Origin of the sequence: Rhodococcus sp. IEGM 1372 (assembly GCF_030056835.1) — a bacterium.
Lineage (GTDB): Bacteria > Actinomycetota > Actinomycetes > Mycobacteriales > Mycobacteriaceae > Rhodococcoides.
In genome coordinates this window covers 61,384-78,155 of the sequence record NZ_JASHKS010000021.1, presented here as the reverse complement: position 1 = coordinate 78,155, position 16,772 = coordinate 61,384, and the positions used below count along the sequence as shown (strand labels likewise).

The 16,772-nt window shown below is 65.8% G+C and carries 18 protein-coding genes; 8 read left to right on the top strand and 10 right to left on the bottom strand.

Going from position 1 to position 16,772, the window contains the following annotated elements:
- Positions 1-82: 82 nt before the first annotated feature.
- The 3 genes from QM590_RS17065 to QM590_RS17055 are packed head-to-tail and all read right to left on the bottom strand — an operon-like array spanning position 83 to position 2,179.
- Entirely contained in the window at positions 83-526 is a 444-nt protein-coding gene (locus QM590_RS17065; RefSeq protein WP_037187084.1) for a DUF6918 family protein, read from the bottom strand.
- Positions 527-578: 52 nt separating this feature from the next.
- Positions 579-1,550, bottom strand: coding sequence for an o-succinylbenzoate synthase (locus QM590_RS17060; RefSeq protein ID WP_269595766.1), 972 nt, complete (start codon positions 1,548-1,550; stop codon positions 579-581).
- The gene (locus tag QM590_RS17055; RefSeq protein WP_068046293.1) at positions 1,547-2,179 is read right to left on the bottom strand and encodes a PaaI family thioesterase; all 633 of its coding nucleotides are present in this window, start codon (positions 2,177-2,179) and stop codon (positions 1,547-1,549) included. Before QM590_RS17055 ends, QM590_RS17060 begins: the two co-directional genes overlap by 4 nt.
- A 78-nt stretch (positions 2,180-2,257) precedes the next feature.
- On the opposite strand from QM590_RS17055, the gene QM590_RS17050 reads away from it, so the two are divergent.
- The 3 genes from QM590_RS17050 (at position 2,258) to QM590_RS17040 (ending at position 4,774) form a co-directional block, all read left to right on the top strand.
- The gene (locus QM590_RS17050; RefSeq protein ID WP_068046296.1) at positions 2,258-3,151 is read left to right on the top strand and encodes a 1,4-dihydroxy-2-naphthoyl-CoA synthase; all 894 of its coding nucleotides are present in this window, start codon (positions 2,258-2,260) and stop codon (positions 3,149-3,151) included.
- 46 nt (positions 3,152-3,197) lie between these two features.
- A complete protein-coding gene (locus QM590_RS17045) occupies positions 3,198-4,280 on the top strand; it encodes a GGDEF domain-containing protein (RefSeq protein ID WP_269595765.1) in 1,083 nt (360 codons plus the stop codon).
- Positions 4,281-4,393: 113 nt separating this feature from the next.
- The gene (locus QM590_RS17040) at positions 4,394-4,774 is read left to right on the top strand and encodes a VOC family protein (protein WP_269595764.1); all 381 of its coding nucleotides are present in this window, start codon (positions 4,394-4,396) and stop codon (positions 4,772-4,774) included.
- Here the strand turns inward: QM590_RS17040 and QM590_RS17035 are convergent.
- From QM590_RS17035 to QM590_RS17025, 3 genes are all read right to left on the bottom strand, one after another.
- The gene (locus QM590_RS17035) at positions 4,771-6,054 is read right to left on the bottom strand and encodes a sensor domain-containing phosphodiesterase (protein ID WP_269595763.1); all 1,284 of its coding nucleotides are present in this window, start codon (positions 6,052-6,054) and stop codon (positions 4,771-4,773) included. The two genes, QM590_RS17040 and QM590_RS17035, sit on opposite strands and share 4 nt — an antisense overlap.
- 105 nt (positions 6,055-6,159) lie before the next feature.
- Positions 6,160-6,759 (bottom strand): hypothetical protein, encoded by a 600-nt coding sequence (locus QM590_RS17030; protein ID WP_269595762.1) that lies wholly within the window; start codon positions 6,757-6,759, stop codon positions 6,160-6,162.
- Complete coding sequence (locus QM590_RS17025) at positions 6,756-7,520, bottom strand: hypothetical protein (RefSeq protein WP_269595761.1); 765 nt, start codon at positions 7,518-7,520, stop codon at positions 6,756-6,758. Before QM590_RS17025 ends, QM590_RS17030 begins: the two co-directional genes overlap by 4 nt.
- Positions 7,521-7,667: 147 nt before the next feature.
- On the opposite strand from QM590_RS17025, the gene menE reads away from it, so the two are divergent.
- Positions 7,668-8,756 carry an o-succinylbenzoate--CoA ligase gene (gene menE, locus QM590_RS17020; protein WP_269595773.1) on the top strand — a complete coding sequence of 363 codons (1,089 nt, stop codon included), beginning with the start codon at positions 7,668-7,670 and terminating at the stop codon, positions 8,754-8,756.
- Between the two features lie 205 nt (positions 8,757-8,961).
- Here the strand turns inward: menE and QM590_RS17015 are convergent, their stop codons facing one another.
- Together QM590_RS17015 and QM590_RS17010 are read right to left on the bottom strand one after the other, a co-directional pair.
- Positions 8,962-9,336, bottom strand: coding sequence for a nuclear transport factor 2 family protein (locus tag QM590_RS17015; protein ID WP_269595760.1), 375 nt, complete (start codon positions 9,334-9,336; stop codon positions 8,962-8,964).
- 163 nt (positions 9,337-9,499) lie between these two features.
- The gene (locus QM590_RS17010) at positions 9,500-11,176 is read right to left on the bottom strand and encodes an alpha/beta hydrolase (RefSeq protein ID WP_269595759.1); all 1,677 of its coding nucleotides are present in this window, start codon (positions 11,174-11,176) and stop codon (positions 9,500-9,502) included.
- 62 nt (positions 11,177-11,238) lie between these two features.
- On the opposite strand from QM590_RS17010, the gene QM590_RS17005 reads away from it, so the two are divergent.
- The 3 genes from QM590_RS17005 (at position 11,239) to QM590_RS16995 (ending at position 14,386) form a co-directional block, all read left to right on the top strand.
- Positions 11,239-12,018: a PIG-L family deacetylase gene (locus tag QM590_RS17005; RefSeq protein WP_269595758.1), complete on the top strand. Its 780-nt coding sequence runs from the start codon at positions 11,239-11,241 to the stop codon at positions 12,016-12,018.
- Between the two features lie 194 nt (positions 12,019-12,212).
- Entirely contained in the window at positions 12,213-13,469 is a 1,257-nt protein-coding gene (locus QM590_RS17000; protein ID WP_269595757.1) for a DUF7159 family protein, read from the top strand.
- A 47-nt stretch (positions 13,470-13,516) separates the two neighbouring features.
- Positions 13,517-14,386, top strand: coding sequence for a 1,4-dihydroxy-2-naphthoate polyprenyltransferase (locus tag QM590_RS16995; protein ID WP_269595756.1), 870 nt, complete (start codon positions 13,517-13,519; stop codon positions 14,384-14,386).
- Here QM590_RS16995 and QM590_RS16990 read toward each other — a convergent pair.
- A complete protein-coding gene (locus QM590_RS16990; protein ID WP_037187032.1) occupies positions 14,383-14,763 on the bottom strand; it encodes a phage holin family protein in 381 nt (126 codons plus the stop codon). The genes QM590_RS16995 and QM590_RS16990 overlap by 4 nt on opposite strands.
- Positions 14,764-14,807: 44 nt before the next feature.
- Positions 14,808-15,149 (bottom strand): nitroreductase/quinone reductase family protein, encoded by a 342-nt coding sequence (locus tag QM590_RS16985; protein WP_269595755.1) that lies wholly within the window; start codon positions 15,147-15,149, stop codon positions 14,808-14,810.
- A 204-nt stretch (positions 15,150-15,353) separates the two neighbouring features.
- Between QM590_RS16985 and QM590_RS16980 the strand changes: the two genes are divergently transcribed.
- Positions 15,354-16,751 carry an HNH endonuclease signature motif containing protein gene (locus QM590_RS16980; protein WP_269595754.1) on the top strand — a complete coding sequence of 466 codons (1,398 nt, stop codon included), beginning with the start codon at positions 15,354-15,356 and terminating at the stop codon, positions 16,749-16,751.
- Positions 16,752-16,772 lie beyond the last annotated feature (21 nt).

Genomic DNA, 16,772 nt, shown 5'->3' with positions numbered 1-16,772 from the left:
TCGAGGAGTACAACAAACGACTGCTCGTTGCGACGACCACGTGAACCCGTCACGAGTTTCTGCTCACCTGCGGCGAAGCCGCTCAGGCGTGCTTGGCGACCAGGTCACCCACCCGAGGCAGTGCCTCGGTGACGTTCTTCTTCGCCGAGCCACGCAGGCTGCCGTAGAACTTCTTCACGACGGACTTGTCGGTTTCCTCGATGCGGGCATCGGTGACCGAGAGCAGTGCGTCGGAGGCGGCGTCGCCGTTGGCGGCCAGGTACTGACCGAACGTGCCCTGCGGTGCAGCGTTGTACGACTGCCAGAACGGGTCGAGCTTGTCGACGAAGTCGGGCCACAGAGCCGAGACCGCGTTGTCGATGTACGACGGCCCGACCTTCTTCACCGCGCCGTATCCCCCCTTGACCGCGAGCCCGCTCGCACCCTTCTTGTCTGCGACCTCGGCGTCGATCAGTGCCAGGACATCGACGCGCAGCGCGTCGGCCTTGGACTCGTCGAGCAGTGAATCCTTGAGTGCAGCAACCACTTCGAAGTTCCTCCCAGATGTGTCAGCGGCCCCACGCGGACCGGGCGCAAGACTACCGCAGAAGGGCGTGGCAGCGCCGAACTCGATCGATCCACCACTGCGTGCGATCGGCGTCCGCATCGAGCTCGATCAGGGCCTCGGCGTCGGGTTCGAGGCTGCCGACCGGATACGTTCCGTCGATCACCTCGGGCGCGGGTGCAACGTCTCGAACGAACAGTGCGCCTGTCCCCAGACCGCAGGCGAATTCGAGATGCGGCAGCGCAGCAGCTGCGGCCAACCCGGCCGAGATACCGACGGCCGAATCGAGCGCACTCGACACCACCACCGGCACGCCGTACTCCCCCAGTTCACCTGCGAGCTCGAGCAGCGCCCGCATTCCACCGAGCGGAGCGACCTTGAGCACCGCGACGTCGGCTCCGCCTGCACGGACTACCTTCATCGGATCCTCCGCCCGGCGAATGCTCTCGTCGGCAGCGATCCGCACCCCGCGCACCCGACGCCTCACTTCGACCAACTCCGGCACGGACGCGCACGGTTGCTCGGCGTACTCGAGTGGACCGTCGGCGGTCAGGGCGGCCAGAGCCGCAACAGCCTCGTCGACGCTCCAACCCCCGTTGGTGTCGACCCGTACCCGCGGAACCAACTCGCGCACCGCGCGCACCCGGGCGACGTCGTCGGCGAGGGTCTGCCCCTTCTCGGCCACCTTGACCTTCGCCGTCTCGGCCCCGGGGAACCGGCTCAGCACCGACGCCACGTCCGAAGCCGCTACCGCCGGAACCGTCGCGTTCACCGGGATGCGTCGGCGCAGCGGACTCGGCGGGCCGTCCCACGCGGCTTCGATCGCCGACGCCAACCACGGGGCCGATTCCGCGTCGTCGTACTCGGGAAACGGTGAGAATTCACCCCAACCGGCGGGCCCGCGCATCAACATCACCTCACGGGTGGTGATGCCACGGAACTTGGTGCGCATCGGCAGCGAGAGCACGTGTGCACCGTCGAGCACATCGTCGATCGGGGGAATCATTGCTGCCCCGGGAGCAGCTGCACCATCAACGCCTCGCAGTCGGCCAACAGGTTGCCGTCCAGATCGGTCAGCCGGGCGTTGATGAACGTCTTGCGTCCCTCGACCCGATCCACCGCACCCTCGACGACCAGCTCGGTATCGAGCGGCGTCACCTTGCGGTAGTTGATGTGCAGATACGCCGTCCGGCTGATGGGCCTGCCGTACGCGTGCTGGATGAGGCCGAAGAGGTCGTCGAACAGTAGTGGCAGGGTGCCGCCGTGCGCTGCGGAGTTACCCCCGAGATGGAAACGACGGAACATGCCCCGACTACGGACACCGTCGGCGTCGATCTTCTCGATGATCCACGGCATCAACAGCAGCGAACCTCGACCCGGCAGACGCGGAACGCGACCGGCGGTCTGGCGGCCCTCGGCCACCACGTGCGGGGTCAACAGCTCGATCAGTTCCCGGGCTTTGTCGGCCGCCGCCTGGGTGACCTCGGCCGGCAACGAAGTCGATACCGCGAGGTCCTGTACCGTGCGCAGCGCCTCGAGCAGCTGCCCGTACTCCGGCCCCACCTTCGCAGGCACGAAACGCGGGAAGCCTCCGTGATGGTCGTAGTCGCGGTCCAGTTCGATCGGGTCGGTCATGACTGCACGCTAGCTGCACCGACCGGTCGGCACGGACCCAGCCCTGATCCGGCGTCGGCCCACACTAAGCTGACGCCCGTGACCTTCACCCCAGCACTGTGGCGTCCCGTTCCCGGCTTCGAGGACCTGACCGACATCACGTATCACCGGCACGTGTCCGACGCGACCGTCCGGGTTGCGTTCGATCGTCCCGAGATTCGCAACGCGTTTCGGCCGCACACCGTCGACGAGCTCTACCGCGCGCTCGAACATGCTCGGGTGAGCTCCGATGTGGGGACCGTGCTGCTCACCGGCAACGGGCCGAGCAGCAAGGACGGCGGGTGGGCCTTCTGCTCCGGCGGTGACCAGCGCATTCGCGGACGCAGCGGCTACCAGTACGCAGACGGAGAGACCGCCGACACCGTCGACAAGGCCCGCGCCGGGCGCCTGCACATCCTCGAGGTGCAGCGCCTCATCCGCTTCATGCCCAAGGTGGTCATCTGCTTGGTCAACGGCTGGGCAGCGGGCGGCGGCCACAGCCTGCACGTGGTGTGCGATCTGACCCTCGCCAGCCGCGAGCATGCCCGGTTCAAGCAGACCGACGCGGACGTCGGCAGCTTCGACGGTGGTTACGGCAGTGCGTATTTGGCCAAGATGGTCGGTCAGAAGTTCGCCCGGGAGATATTCTTTCTCGGCGAGACGTACTCGGCCGAGGAGATGCACCGTATGGGCGCAGTGAACAAGGTGGTCGATCACGCAGAGCTCGAGAACACGGCAATCGAGTGGGCTGCGAAGATCAACGCGAAATCACCTCAGGCACAACGAATGCTGAAGTACGCCTTCAACCTGCAGGACGACGGCCTGGTGGGTCAGCAACTGTTCGCCGGTGAAGCGACACGCCTGGCCTACATGACCGACGAGGCGGTGGAGGGTCGCGACGCCTTCCTCGACAAGCGCGAGCCCGACTGGTCTCCCTTCCCCCGATACTTCTGACCCACTGGTGATTTCGACGTCGCACCGCCGAAACCACCACAGTGTTGTGGGCGCTGTACGCGCCTGGTTCACCCAGCCCTACGACTACCGCTGGATGGCGGACTTCCAGAACTCCCGGCCCGCCGGAAAGATCGTCCGGTGGGTGATGGCATTCCTGACGCTCAACTTCGGCGTGCTGGCGGTGGTGTCGCTGTTCTCGGAGGACACCTCACGCAGCCCGGTCGCCGTCGCCTGGAAAGCAGGTCTGGCAGTCATGGTCGTGGCCGTCAGCGCGGCGTGGATCACCAGACCGTTTCCCGGCCGACTCGGGGTGGTGGCGTTCGCAGTCTTCGCCGACCTCGGAACCGCGTCGGCGATAGCGATCAACCCACTCGCGGACGCGCTCCTGACCTGCACGCTGTTCGCGGTGATCGGGACGTTCTGCACGTTCTGCCTCAGTCCACGCTGGCTGCTCGCGCACCTGGTGTTCGCGGTGGCGTGCACCCTCGTCGCCGCGGCGGCCACGCACTCCGGTGGGGAGGTCGACACCGCCTCACTGATCTTCCGGACGCACGTCGTACTGCTCGCGATCGCCGGCGTTCCGTTGGTGTCGCATCTGCTCATCACCATGTTGACCGACGATGCCCGCAATTCGTTGCTCGATCCGCTCACCGGTCTGCGCAATCGTCGTGGTCTCGACGCGGCCATCGACGAGGTGTGGCCACTCGGCCGAGAGAAGGATCAGTGCTCGGCGGCGGTGATGATCGACATCGACCGCTTCGAATCCGTCAACGACATGTACGGGCACGAGGAAGGCGACGCGGTCATCGTGCGGGTCGCCGAGCGTCTGCGAGCACACCTGGGTGACTACGGCGTCATCGCGCGCACCGGCGGAGAGGAGTATCTCGCCGTCGTGTCGACGTCACGGCTCCACATCGATGCTCTGGTCCACGGGGTACGCCGAGCGCTTCGCGATCCCGAGGATCCCATCGCGGTGACGGTCAGTGTGGGGGCCGCGATTCTGCACGCGGATTCGCCCGTGTGGGACCAGAACCTCGACATCGTGACGCGGGCAACGCGGGTCGCGGACTCGATGATGTACGAGGCGAAGGCCGCGGGCGGCAACCGAATCGCGACGACCGAACTGTGAGAAAGACAGGAGTGGAGCCTGCGGAAGGATCATGGGTCGGCGGGAGTGGAGCCTGCGGGTGATCGTGGGTCGGCAGGAGTGGAGCCTGCGGGTGATCGTGGTATCCATGCGGGGTGGACATACTCGCTTCTCGGACAATTCTTCGGCCGGTCGACTACGAGAGGACTCTCGAGTTCTACCGTGACGGTCTCTCGTTGGCGGTGTGTCGCGAATACCCCGGTGGGACGGTGTTCTTCGCGGGGCAGGGCCTGATCGAGGTCGCTGCGCACCATCGCGGCGAAGAATCGGGGCCGTTCTCCGGTGCCCTGTGGCTGCAGGTACGCGATATCGGTTCTGCTACAAAGGAATTGACCGCAGCCGGCATCGAGATCGTCCGTGAGGCGCGAACCGAGCCGTGGGGTCTGATCGAGATGTGGATCGAGGATCCGGACGGGATTCCCATCGTGCTGGTGCAGATTCCACAGGATCACCCGTTGCGAAAGGACAACCGCTAGCGGTCTTTCGCGGCGTCGGCGATCGTGCGAAGTACTGCCGTTGCCGACTGCGGCCGCGACCACAGATATCCCTGCGCCAGCGTGCAACCGAGTTCGAGGGCCGCGTCGGCTTGTTCGCGACTTTCGATGCCTTCGACGATCATCGTCAGATCGAGATCCTTCGCCACTCCGGCCAACGACCTGATCATGGCACGTCCGGCCACGGTGTCGACGAACCTCGTCAGGTGCCCGTCGATCTTGATGCCGTCGGGCTGCAGCGTCACCAGTCGTTCGAGCGAAGACCAGCCCGAGCCGAAATCGTCGAGCAACACCCGGAAGCCGAGCCGGTGCACGTCGTCGATATGCCTGCGCAGCAGCGGCCCCGGCGTCACGGCAGTGGTCTCGGTGAGCTCGAGCGAGATCGACGACGGCGACACCCCGGAGGACGCGATGGCACGCTGCAGCTGACTGACACCGTCGGGATGGGCGAGGTGGCGTCCGGAAATGTTGACGGTCAGTCGCAGGTCCGGACGGTGGACGTGCCACTTCTTCATTTCGGCAGCGGCCTGGGTGAGCACGCTGAGGTCGACGTCGATGATCAGTTCGCTGGCCTCGGCGAACGGTACGAAATCCGCCGGCACCACCATCCCCCTGGTGGGGTGGTGCCACCGCGCCAATGCCTCGAAGCCGACGATCTCCTCGGTGCGCAAGTCCACGATCGATTGGAACCAGGGCACGATGTGACCGTCGGCGATGGAGTCGGCGATGTCGTTGTCGCTGCCCAACCGGATGACGCCGGATCCGACGCGGCGATGCAGATCGAGCTGCTCCTCGAGCACCGACGCGAACTGTTCGAGTTCCTGCATCTGCTCACCGGAGAGCGGACGGGGCGTGCGATCGAGCAGGCAGAGGGTGCCGATGACCAGGCCCTCTCGCCCACGCAGCGGAACCGACGCGTACGACGCGATGCCGTTCTCGTCGAGAATGGCGCGCTGCCGAGTGGTGGCGTGCACGCGACCGTGCGCCACGACTGCAGGTTCGCCGGAACGCACCACGTCGTCGCACAGGGTGTCGGCTCGCACGACGGTGGACACCGGCGGTCCACCAATGTTGACCAGCGTGTACTGAGTGTCTTCATCGAGCACGTTGAGCTGTGCGATAGCGAATCCGACGCTGCGTGCGGCGAATTCGACCGTCGATCGCAGAGCAGGCGTCGTCGCCTCGAAATCGAGGTAACGACGGGCGGAGTCGCTCTGCCGGCGAGACTGGGAGCGCGCGGGGTCCGCGACCTCACCGTCCACCGGCATCACCTCGCAACGACCAGCCGGGCCCGTTCTGGAACCGGATCCAGGCGAGTTTAACCGTGCCGGATCTGCAGTTTCGACCGATAGCCCAACCTGGAGCGGTCACAACGACGGATAGCGCGTGTGCAGCAGCCGATGCCGCAGCACGGCTGCGGCGAGTCGCTTGCCTTCCTCGGTCGCCACCGAACCGGACGGCTCCGGTCCCGAAACACCCGGTCCCGACGCGCCCGGTTCCGTCGGCTCGAACGCTCCGAGGGCACCCAGTTCGGCAATCAGGGTCCGCGCCAACGGCTCGGCGTGCTCGGCAGCGGGCTCCTCGCCGGAATGGGTCCACCCTTCGGCGCGCAGCAGACGCGCGAGGTCGTCTGCTGTCGCGTCCACGTCGGTGACCTCGTGACCGACGATCATCCGGGCCAGAACCACCTCGGCGGCAATCGTGTCCGGGTGATATTCGGTGCCGACGATGCCTGCGGTCAGCACGCGCCAGAGCCCGTCGGAGCTGAGCTGCCGTGTACGCGCCGTCGGCACCAACCGCCCGGCGGAACGACGCAGCAGACGCACCCTCATCAGGAGGCGTCGGACAGTCAGTACTTTCTCTGTGTCGAGTTCGCGGCCGATGTGCAAGGGGCGTTCGGCCGGAGGAAACACCGTGGTCGCAATGCTCGCCACCAGCTCGTCCGGCAGATACCCGGCGTCGGTCAACCCGACACCGTCGCCGATGCATCCGATGAAGCTCTCAGCCTGCGCACGCAGCCGTACACGGGCTGGGCGGCCTCGTGCAGCGTCTCGCGCAGCCCCAGATACAGCTCGGCCCGCGGTGCGCTGTAGTTGCTCCACAGGTCGATGCGGTGGTCGAGAAGCTGCTCGAGCAGGACGGCCTCGGAGTCGTCCTTACCTCGATCGGACGTCAGCACAGCATCGGTGACGCCGCGTCGGCGCATGGCCTGCGCGTTGGTGCCGAGCGGTCGCCCACCGGGCTTGGACGGCTCGAACTCACCGGCGATGGTCGCGACTTCCAACGTCTCGCCGATCTTCTCGACGATGGCCCGCTCGACGCCGGTAGGAGCGTCCTGCCAGGTGACGAGATCGGTATCGACGGCACCGATACCCGATTGTTCGGTGGCGGCGCGGTAGTGCTGCAACCACACGGCGTCGTCGGAGATCCGCACGAGTTCCTCGGTGACGCCGCTCCGAGCGATCTCCGCGTATCCGACGCGTCCGAGGCGGTCGAGTAGATCGCCGAGCGCACGGGCGATGTCGACCGCACGATCGGGCCCCTCGGCCGCGTGGCGCAGATACACCCACAGGTAGGTCTGCACGGAATGTTGCGTCGGGCCCGCGGGCGGAGACACCTCGACCAGACCGTCCCACCCCAGGCGCGCATCGGCGGCGAGCGCGGGATCGACGGAATCGAAGTACGACAGAGCTGCCCACACCGCGTCGTCCATGCCCGATCCCTTCACGATGTTCCACTGTTCCACAGCAACTCGACGTCGGGTGACAACCGCCGGGCCGACAGGTGCGCCCGTCCTGGTTCGAGCCCAGCGACTAGCCTCGAGTCCGTGCTCGAGAGCGTATCCATTCCGTCGGGACCGGCAGCGGCGAACATCATGCCGCAGCTGAGCCGCATGCTCGCCGGCGACGGCCCGGCCCTGCTTCCCGTGCCGGCCGACGATCCGCGTGAGACCGAGCGCCTGCACGACGCCTTGGCACCGGGAACACCCATCGACGACGGCGTCGCGCTGGTCGTCGCGACCTCCGGAACGACGGGCATTCCCAAAGGAGCGATGCTGTCGGCCGCTGCGCTGGTGGCGTCGGCAACGGCCACCGAGGAGCGACTCGGCGGACCGGGGTCGTGGCTGCTGGCGCTGCCCGCGCACCACATCGCCGGAATGCAGGTGCTGCTACGCAGTGTGCTCGCCGGAACCTCGCCCGTCATCATGGACGTGTCGAGAGGTTTCGATCCCACCGCTCTGATCGACGCGATCGGCCGGATGTCGGGGCCCCTGCGCTACACGTCGCTGGTTCCAGGGCAATTGGTGAAGGCATTCGAGATCCCCGAGGCCGTGGCTGCGTTGGCCTCGCTCGATGCTGTGTTGTTGGGCGGGGCGGCAACACCGATGCCGTTGCGGACGAAGGCACACGACGCGGGAATCCGATTGGTGCGGACCTACGGAATGAGCGAAACGGCCGGCGGCTGCGTGTACGACGGAGTTGCACTGCGCAACACGGTGGTTCGCATCGACGACGGCAGGGTCGTGTTGGGGGGAAAGACCCTGGCCTCGGGATACCGCGGACTGCCCGACCACCCGGCCTTCGCCGAACCGGGATGGTTCCGCACCGACGACGCCGGAACCATCGCCGACGGCGTTCTGAGCATCTCGGGGCGACTCGACGAGGCAATCTCGACCGGCGGATTGACCGTCGTGCCGCAGGTCGTCGAGGCTGCACTGGCCACCCACCCCGCGGTGCTCGAATGCGCCGTCGTGGGACTGCCCGACGAGCGCCTGGGCCAGAAAGTGGTGGTCGCGGTAGTGGCCCGCGCCCCGGTGACATTGGCGGACTTGCGCTCCCACGTCGCCGCTTCGCTGGACATCACCGCGGCACCCCGAGAATTGTTCCTCCTCGACTCACTGCCGACACGAGGGCCGGGAAAACTGAATCGGGCGAAACTGCGAACGGTGCTGGAAAAACGCTGAGTGACTGGGGAGTTCCGACCGAGCGCAGCGGTCTCGAGTTGAGCACTGCGGTTCCGGATTGAGCGCAGCGGTTCCGGATTGAGCGCAGCGGTTCCGGTTAGACCGCAAATGCGCGCGCGTTTGTCAGGTGCGCGCGGACTGGTCAGCGAACAGGTGGCGACACTGCGCGCGTTCAGCAAACGCGCACGCATTTGCCCCGGAGCGCTCACTCGAGCGGCGTGCCTTGATGGTGCACCAATTCCCAACCGCTGTTCGTGCGTCGCCACAGCGAGGTTCTGCGAGCTCGCGCATCGGGTGTTCTCGAAATCCACTGCAGCAGAACACAATCTGCACCGATTACCCGTCCGATCGGTTCGATCACCTCGATCTCGACGGGGCTTTCGCTGCCGAGCAAGTCGAGTATCGACGACTTGTCCCACACCGTTCCCGAGGCTCCGACTTCGGTGAAGTCGTCGGCGAGCAGGAGGGCAAGCCTCTCGCGATCGCGTCGACACTCCGCAGTCTGCAGCTCTCGTTCCAGCGCGAGAACTGTCGACAGGTCGTTGTCAGCGCTGGGTCGACCGGCAGAGGCAGGCGGCATGGCTGCACTGTCTCACGCACGAACGCCTCACGCACGAATGCGCGCGCGTTCGTCAGGTGCGCGCGAAGTCGTCGGCCGGCAGGTAGCGAACCTGCGCGCGTTCGGCAAACGCGCGCGCATTTGCGCCGGTGGTGGGTGGGCGAACGACCGAGCAGCCGACGCCTCAGCCCGCCATTTTCTCGTACAACCGCTCGACGTCGGACTCGGACCAGTTGGCAGGCTCGAGGATGTCGGCCCACATGTTCACCGCGTCGGCTCCGTAGCTGTGGCCGTGGCCGTCGTCGACGTTCGTGGAGAAGACCTGATCGAACGTCAACTGCCAGAAGGTCACGAACGGGAACCACTGCACTCCGGGATCGACGTCCGCGCCGCGGGGTTCTCGTAGCCAGTCGGGCCGGTTCAGGATCAGATCCGGCGACCACCACACGATGGGGTCGGATGCGTGCTGCCAGTAGACGATTCGGGGCTCTTCCCATTGTCCGCCGATGTCGAGGTCACCGGACGAGCTGGCGAAACGAACGTGCTCGCCACCGTCGATGACAGGCAGGATCTCGCGGGATCCGGCGTCGCGCCCACCGGTGATGCGGGCCCACTGCGGGGTGAAGTTCGGGTTGCCGACCCACAGGGCACCGTCGATGCGCGCGATCATGTCCTGCGCGCCGCTGAACGCATCCTGTCCGCCGTAGGCACCGAGGCTCTCGCCGAACAACACCAGCTTCGGTCGCGAATCCTCGGGGAGTTCGCTCCACACCTCGTACACCGCCTCGAAGAGGGCCCGTCCGGCATCCTGGGGAGTCTGGCGGTCGGCGAGAAATGCCATCGGGCTCGGCAGGAACGAATACTGCATCGACGCGATCGCCGAGTTACCGTCGTACAGGTATTCCAGAGGGCGAGCGACGTTCTCGTTCACCCACCCGCGCCCGGTGGTCGTCGCGACACCGAGCACAGCGCGAGAAAATGCCCCGGTACGGTCGAGCTCTGCCACCACCCGCTGGGCGACACCTTCGACGGTGTCCGCGGACTCCACGCCCGCGTAGGCACGGATCGGTTGCACCGCAGGTCTTCCGGTGAACTCGCTGATCTCGTCCGGCGATACCCCGGACACGACGAAGCGTCGACCCTCCTGCCCCAGGGAATCCCACTCCTCGTTCGAGGCATCCGAACCCGACAGTTCGGCCGCGGTGGGCTTCTCGACGCCCTCGTGGTTGCCGCGGTCCGCAGTGGAGGCCGATCTCTCCGCGACCGCCACGATGCCGCGAATCAGCGCGCCGTTGACGGCGAACACCACCAACAGGGCTACGACGATCACGCTCGCGATCCTCGCGACCGGCCTCGGCACGTACTGCTTGCCCCATCGAGTCAACGCACGGGTGGCTCGCCGCAGCAGACGACCCAAGGCGAGCACTCCCACGGCAACCACCAGCGAGACCACCAGCACCGCGATGTACAGCGGCCTCCCGGGATCCTCCACACCGACGAGCTTGCGGACGATCTGCTGCCACCACGATCCCAGGATCAGGAACAGCGGAATCACCACCACCGCGGCCACGGCCAGCGCCCACCACCCGCGTCGACGCCACTGCTCCGACCAGTCGGGTGATACTCCACAGATCCGGACCACCCACGCGATCAGGCAACCCACGCCGTATCCGATCGCGACGCTGATTCCGGTGGCCACCGCCTGCAGATACCAGGCCCTGGGCAGCAGCGACGGAGTCATGGACAGCGCGAAGAACACCAGAGCGAAGAAAATCCCGACGGGATGCAGTGCGCGGCAGTACCGATCCGCTCGTGAGTCCTGCCAATACGAACGAATCGCGGCCGACCGCTGTGTGGTCATCCGCAGATCGTATTTGCCCGCCGACTGGGCCGCACCCTCTTCGACATGCAAGCATTCACCGCATGAGTGTTCTGGTCTGCTTCCACGCGCATCCCGACGACGAAGTATTCGGCACCGGCGGAGTCATGCGGCTCGCCGCCGATGCCGGCCACCGCGTCGTCCTGGTCACCGCGACCGACGGTGCCCTCGGTGAGTTTCCAGACGGAATCCTCACCGACGGTGAGACACTGGCCGAGCGCAGACGCGTCGAGCTGGATCGTTCGGCAGCCGTTCTCGGAGTCTCCCGCATCGTGCGGCTGCACTACGCCGATTCCGGAATGGCCGGTACTCCGGAGAATGCGAACCCGGACGCCTTCTGCAACGTCGACGTCGACACCGCAGCGCAACGGTTGGCCGACGTATTGCTCGAAGAGCAGGCGGACGTCGTGACGATCTACGACCCGAACGGTGGTTACGGGCACCCCGACCACATCCAGGTTCACGTCGTCGGCAAGCGCGCCACCGAGATCGCCGACACTCGATTCGTCTACGAGACCACCACCAACCGCGACCACATGCGCCGACTGATGGAGGCCAATCCGCACTGGGGTGAGGAGGCGTCACCGCCGGACATGGACACGTTCGGTCTGCCGGAAACCGAGATCACGACGGTGGTCGACGTCTCCAGCGTCATGAACGCGAAACGGGGTGCAATGGAAGCCCACGAAACACAGGTCGGTGACTTCGGACCGTTTCTGCAGATGTCCGTCGAGGACCTCGCCTCCACCTTCGGCACCGAATGGTTCCGAAAGCTGCGCGGCACGGGCGGCGTCGGCCTGACGGAGACCTCACTCCCGCTCTGACCTGGCCGAACAGCGGACGCAAGCGCGACGGCCACCAGATCGTAGATCGATGATGCAACTCCACAGAGCTGACCTTCGGATTGTTTCGAGCTTCTAACCAAACCGCGAGACGGTACAGTGTCCACGTCGCCTGTCATGAGGGCGAGTTCTTCAGACCCGAACACCGTCATCGAAATGGAGAGGCCGGAGAAGCGATGCGTTCGTCAGTGGGTGTGTCCCTGGGCACGTGCGGCATTCGCACGGCGCGGACCACCGAAGACGGTGCATGGACCGACGGCACCCCATTCGACGACTGGCAGTTCTCCCCCACGGCATCCGACGTCGCGCGCGTCGTCCGCGGCATCGTCGACAGTCCGGACGCGCCCCAATCTCTCGGCGTCGCCTATCGCACCCCCGAGGAACGCACCCAGATCGCCGACGCACTGGCCGAGGAGTACGTCTCCGACGTCCACCTCATCGACAAGACCGGCGCGGCCATGGAGTACCTGCGCCCAGGGCTCCCCTCCCACCACCGGACCATCGCGCTGTTCGACGCGGGCGAGACCGGTGTCGACGTCGACATCGTGGACGTCGAATCCGGCCGCTCCTACGGTTCCGCGCGGACCACCGCCATGAGCGGTGCCTCCTTCGACGCGGTGGTCCGAGAGCACATACTCGGACTCGGCATAGTGCGTGCGCCCCAATCTCCGGACGAGGACAGTGCGCTGACGGCCTTCTGCCGCGGTATCAAGGAAGCGCTGTCCTCGCACCTGACCACCAGCACCCCCGATGGCGAGCACATCCTCCTCGAGCGGCACATCTTCGAGTTGTCCATCGCACGCTCCACCGAGCAGGCCGCCGAGACAGTGCGCCGACTCGGCCGCGAGGCCGAGTTCTACCCCGACGCCGTCGTCGCGATCGGCGGCACGTCCAACATTCCGCTGGTCCGGGCCACCCTCGAACGCTTCCTGCAGCTACCGGTCGTGGTCCCGGACCGGCCCGAGCTCGTCGTCGCCGGCGGTGCCGCGGTGCACGCCGCCCACGTCGACGCCACCCACGTGCCGCCCCTCGTCTCGCACCGTCCAGCCCTGGCGCGACTGGGCATGATCGCACTTCCGATCGCCGGCGTCCTTGCCGCCATCGGACTGTTCACGGCACTCGGATCCAGCGACGAGGGTCAACCGCTGAGCACTCCGTCGAGCGTCGGTGAATCAGTGTCGCAAACCACCAGGCCGTCGAGCACCAGCACGACGACGACCACGCCGGCACCGCTTCCCGACATCCCTCCTCCCCCACCGACAACCACCGCACCGGCGCCGGCCGCCGCAAATTCCGCGCCCTACGTGCAGTATCAGCAGCCGCACTACTACCCGCCGGCACCTCCGCCCGCACCCACGGTGCCCTTGCCACAGATTCCCGGGGTCCAGATGCCTGTCATCCCGTTGCCGGTATTGCCACGCCTGCCGTTCTGACCGGCCGCGTTCTCACCCGTCGGACAGATACGGAAAGATCGTCGCTCATGGCCACCACAGCGCAATGGATCGAAGGTGCGCGACCGCGCACGCTCCCGAATGCGATCGCCCCCGTCCTCGTCGGCACCGGCGCGGCCCTGTCGCTGGACGGAGGAGTGTGGTGGAAGGCGCTGCTGGCGTTGGTCGTCTCGTTGGCTCTGATCGTCGGCGTCAACTTCGCCAACGATTACTCCGACGGAATCCGGGGCACCGACGACGACCGAGTCGGGCCACTGAGACTGGTCGGCTCGAAGGCTGCGTCCGCCGGTGCCGTCAAGAAGGCCGCCATCGGTTGCTTCACAGTCGGTGCAGTGGCCGGATTGGTTCTGGCAGCGACCAGCGCCTGGTGGCTGGTCATCGTCGGACTCGTCTGCATCGCCGGTGCCTGGTACTACACCGGCGGCTCGAAGCCGTACGGATACAGCGGTTTCGGCGAGATAGCCGTGTTCGTGTTCTTCGGTCTCGTCGCGGTACTGGGCACCCAGTTCGTACAAGCCGAGCAGATCGATTGGGCAGGCGTATTGGCTGCAGTAGCCGTCGGATCGTTCTCCAGCGCAGTACTCGTCGCCAACAACCTTCGCGACATCCCCACCGACACCGAATCCGGAAAGCTCACGCTGGCAGTGCGATTGGGTGACATGCGCACTCGCTACCTGCATCTCGCGCTACTGGTGGTGCCGTTCGCGATGACGGTGGCACTGATTGCCCGCACTCCATGGGCGCTGGTGGGCCTGCTCGCGCTCCCCTTCGCCGCACGCGCCAACTCCCCGGTACGCAAGGGCGCTCACGGATTCGAACTGATTCCGGCACTGCGCGATTCGGGCCTAGCGATGCTCGTCTGGGGAGCGAGCACCGGCGTGGCGTTGGCCTTCGCCTAGCGCTTGTCGGGAACGAACGCGCCCAGCAGAAAGTTCACGATCGAGATGATGATCGCGCCCCAGAACGCCGCGGCGAACCCGACGATCTCGAGGCCGTAGCCGGTCTGCGACGACAACCAACCCGTCAACAACAGCATCAACGCGTTGATCACGAGAGTGAACAACCCGAGCGTCAGAATCAGCAGCGGCAGCGACATGAGCTGCACCAGCGGCTTGATGAACGCATTGACAACCGTCAACACAGCCGCGATACCGAGCAGGACCACGATGTCCCACCCATCGCCGCGCCCCGAGCTGGTGACAGTGATGCCATCCACGAATTCCTTGGCAACCCAGATTGCAACGGCATTGATCACGAGCCGAATCAAAAAGTTCATGGCGCCATCGTAGGGTTCGTGGACGGCCGAGGGCTACGACGTACTCAGCGCTCCAAGTCGATGTCGACAGTTACTCGCCCACGATCGTCGCGAGTCGCCACGGCCAGGCCGGAATGATGGACGCCGCCGAGGTCGACATCGACCCGTCCGCCGTCTTTCTCGAAATTCCGCCACCAGTTCTTCTTGTCCGGCACGGCCACGGCAACTTTCACGTGATTGCCTGTTCGCTTGTAGGCCACCGGCAGTGAGAACTTCTTGCCGGACTTGCGGCCGGTGTAGGTCAGAATCCCCATCGACCGTCCGAGAACCCTGTCGAGCACCGGCGCCCTCATGACGACCACAAAAATCTTGTTGAACGCTGCTGCCGACTTCTGAAAGGTATTCATTGCGCCGCCTCCGGGCTTGCACTGCACGTGATGACGAGCGTAGCGGCGTTGCATGCAAATGAAGTTGTCACTGCGAAGAGACACCGTCCTGCATCGGCGGCAAAACTTGTCGGTGGCAGGTTCTACACTTCTCGGCAACGGGTCGAATACGTGTTCGGCCCTTCGTCGCTGGGGGGTGACATGGGGCTACGTGAGTCGACGTGGATGGCGGACGATCACTCTGCACTCGCCGACGTCCTCGGTGCGCGCCGGACGATAAACGCCGCTGCCGCATCGGAACTAGCGCTCATGGACGAGTACGTTCGCGGCCGAACGGCATGCGCCTCGCCGTGGGACACAGGAGTGACCGAGAAGGATCTCTACAGCTCGGCGATCTGCGAGCTGGCCGCGGCAACGTCGTCCACCTTCGCCGCCATTCACAACAAGCTTCAGATGTGGCGTCAGCTACGTCCCCTCGTACGGAACAGTTTCATCAACGGATCACTCGACAAAGAGCGAGTCAAAACGATCCACGACCATCTGCTTCATGCGCGTCCGGAGACAATCGTCGCCATCGAAGCCGAGGTTCTCAAAGCTGCCGGAGAGATGGCACCGGGCCCCCTGGGTCGCGAGATCGACCGACTGCTCATCGAGGCCGATGCCGAGTGGGACCGCGCGGTACGCACACGTGCCGCGCGAACCGAGAAGCGCGTCCGGGTTCGTCGACGGGCACGAGGGCTGTCGAGCCTCACCACGGTGATGACCGATGGCGAAGCCGACGAACAGCTTTCGCGAATCGATGCCGAAGTCTCCCGCTTGCACCCCGAGGATCCACGTTCGGACGATCAACGACGAGGCGACGCACAGACCGCACTGATGCGCGGCGAGACACTGCTGTGCGAGTGCTCGACATGCCTGACCTCTCGGGGTGACGTCGCAGATGCCGAGGCTCCCGAACACTGTGAGCCGATGGCAGCAATGCCCGAACAAGCGGACGCGAAAGCCGATGCAACCAGTGAAACAGCCACCGAGGGTTCGGGTTCCGCACGGCCGGGGTCCGAGCACCCAACGAGGGAGCCACTGAGCAGGGCACTGACGGGCCCGCTGCCACCCGACACACCACCGCCCGTCTCACCAGCACCCGACGCACCGCCACCCGACGCACCAACACGCGACGCACCGCCACCCGATACAGCGGCTCGATCGAGACCGGGCGGAGGGACGTTGATCGAACGCTGGCGTGCCATCGTCGAGAACAACCCTCGCGGCGCCCACGCCCTACACCCCGACGGCCACGGAGGCATGACGATTCCGCCGCCGGGGGCACTGACCTATGCGCCGAGCAGAGCCCTTGCCGCGCAGGTTCGCGCCGAACATCCGTACTGCCTGCATCCTGGCTGCAACGTGCCTTCGGAACGGTGCGACCTAGACCACATCGTCGAATTCGATCGGCAGAATCCGGAACGAGGGGGATGGACGATCCGGACGAACATCGGCCCGCGCTGTCGGCTCCACCACAACCTCAAAACACGGAAGCTCTGGCGCACCGAATTACTCCCGGAAGGAGTCCTGCATATCGTCGACCCTCTCGGAAACCACTACTTCACCGCGCCGACCCTGTGAAAACCGATCGCCTAGGGTTGG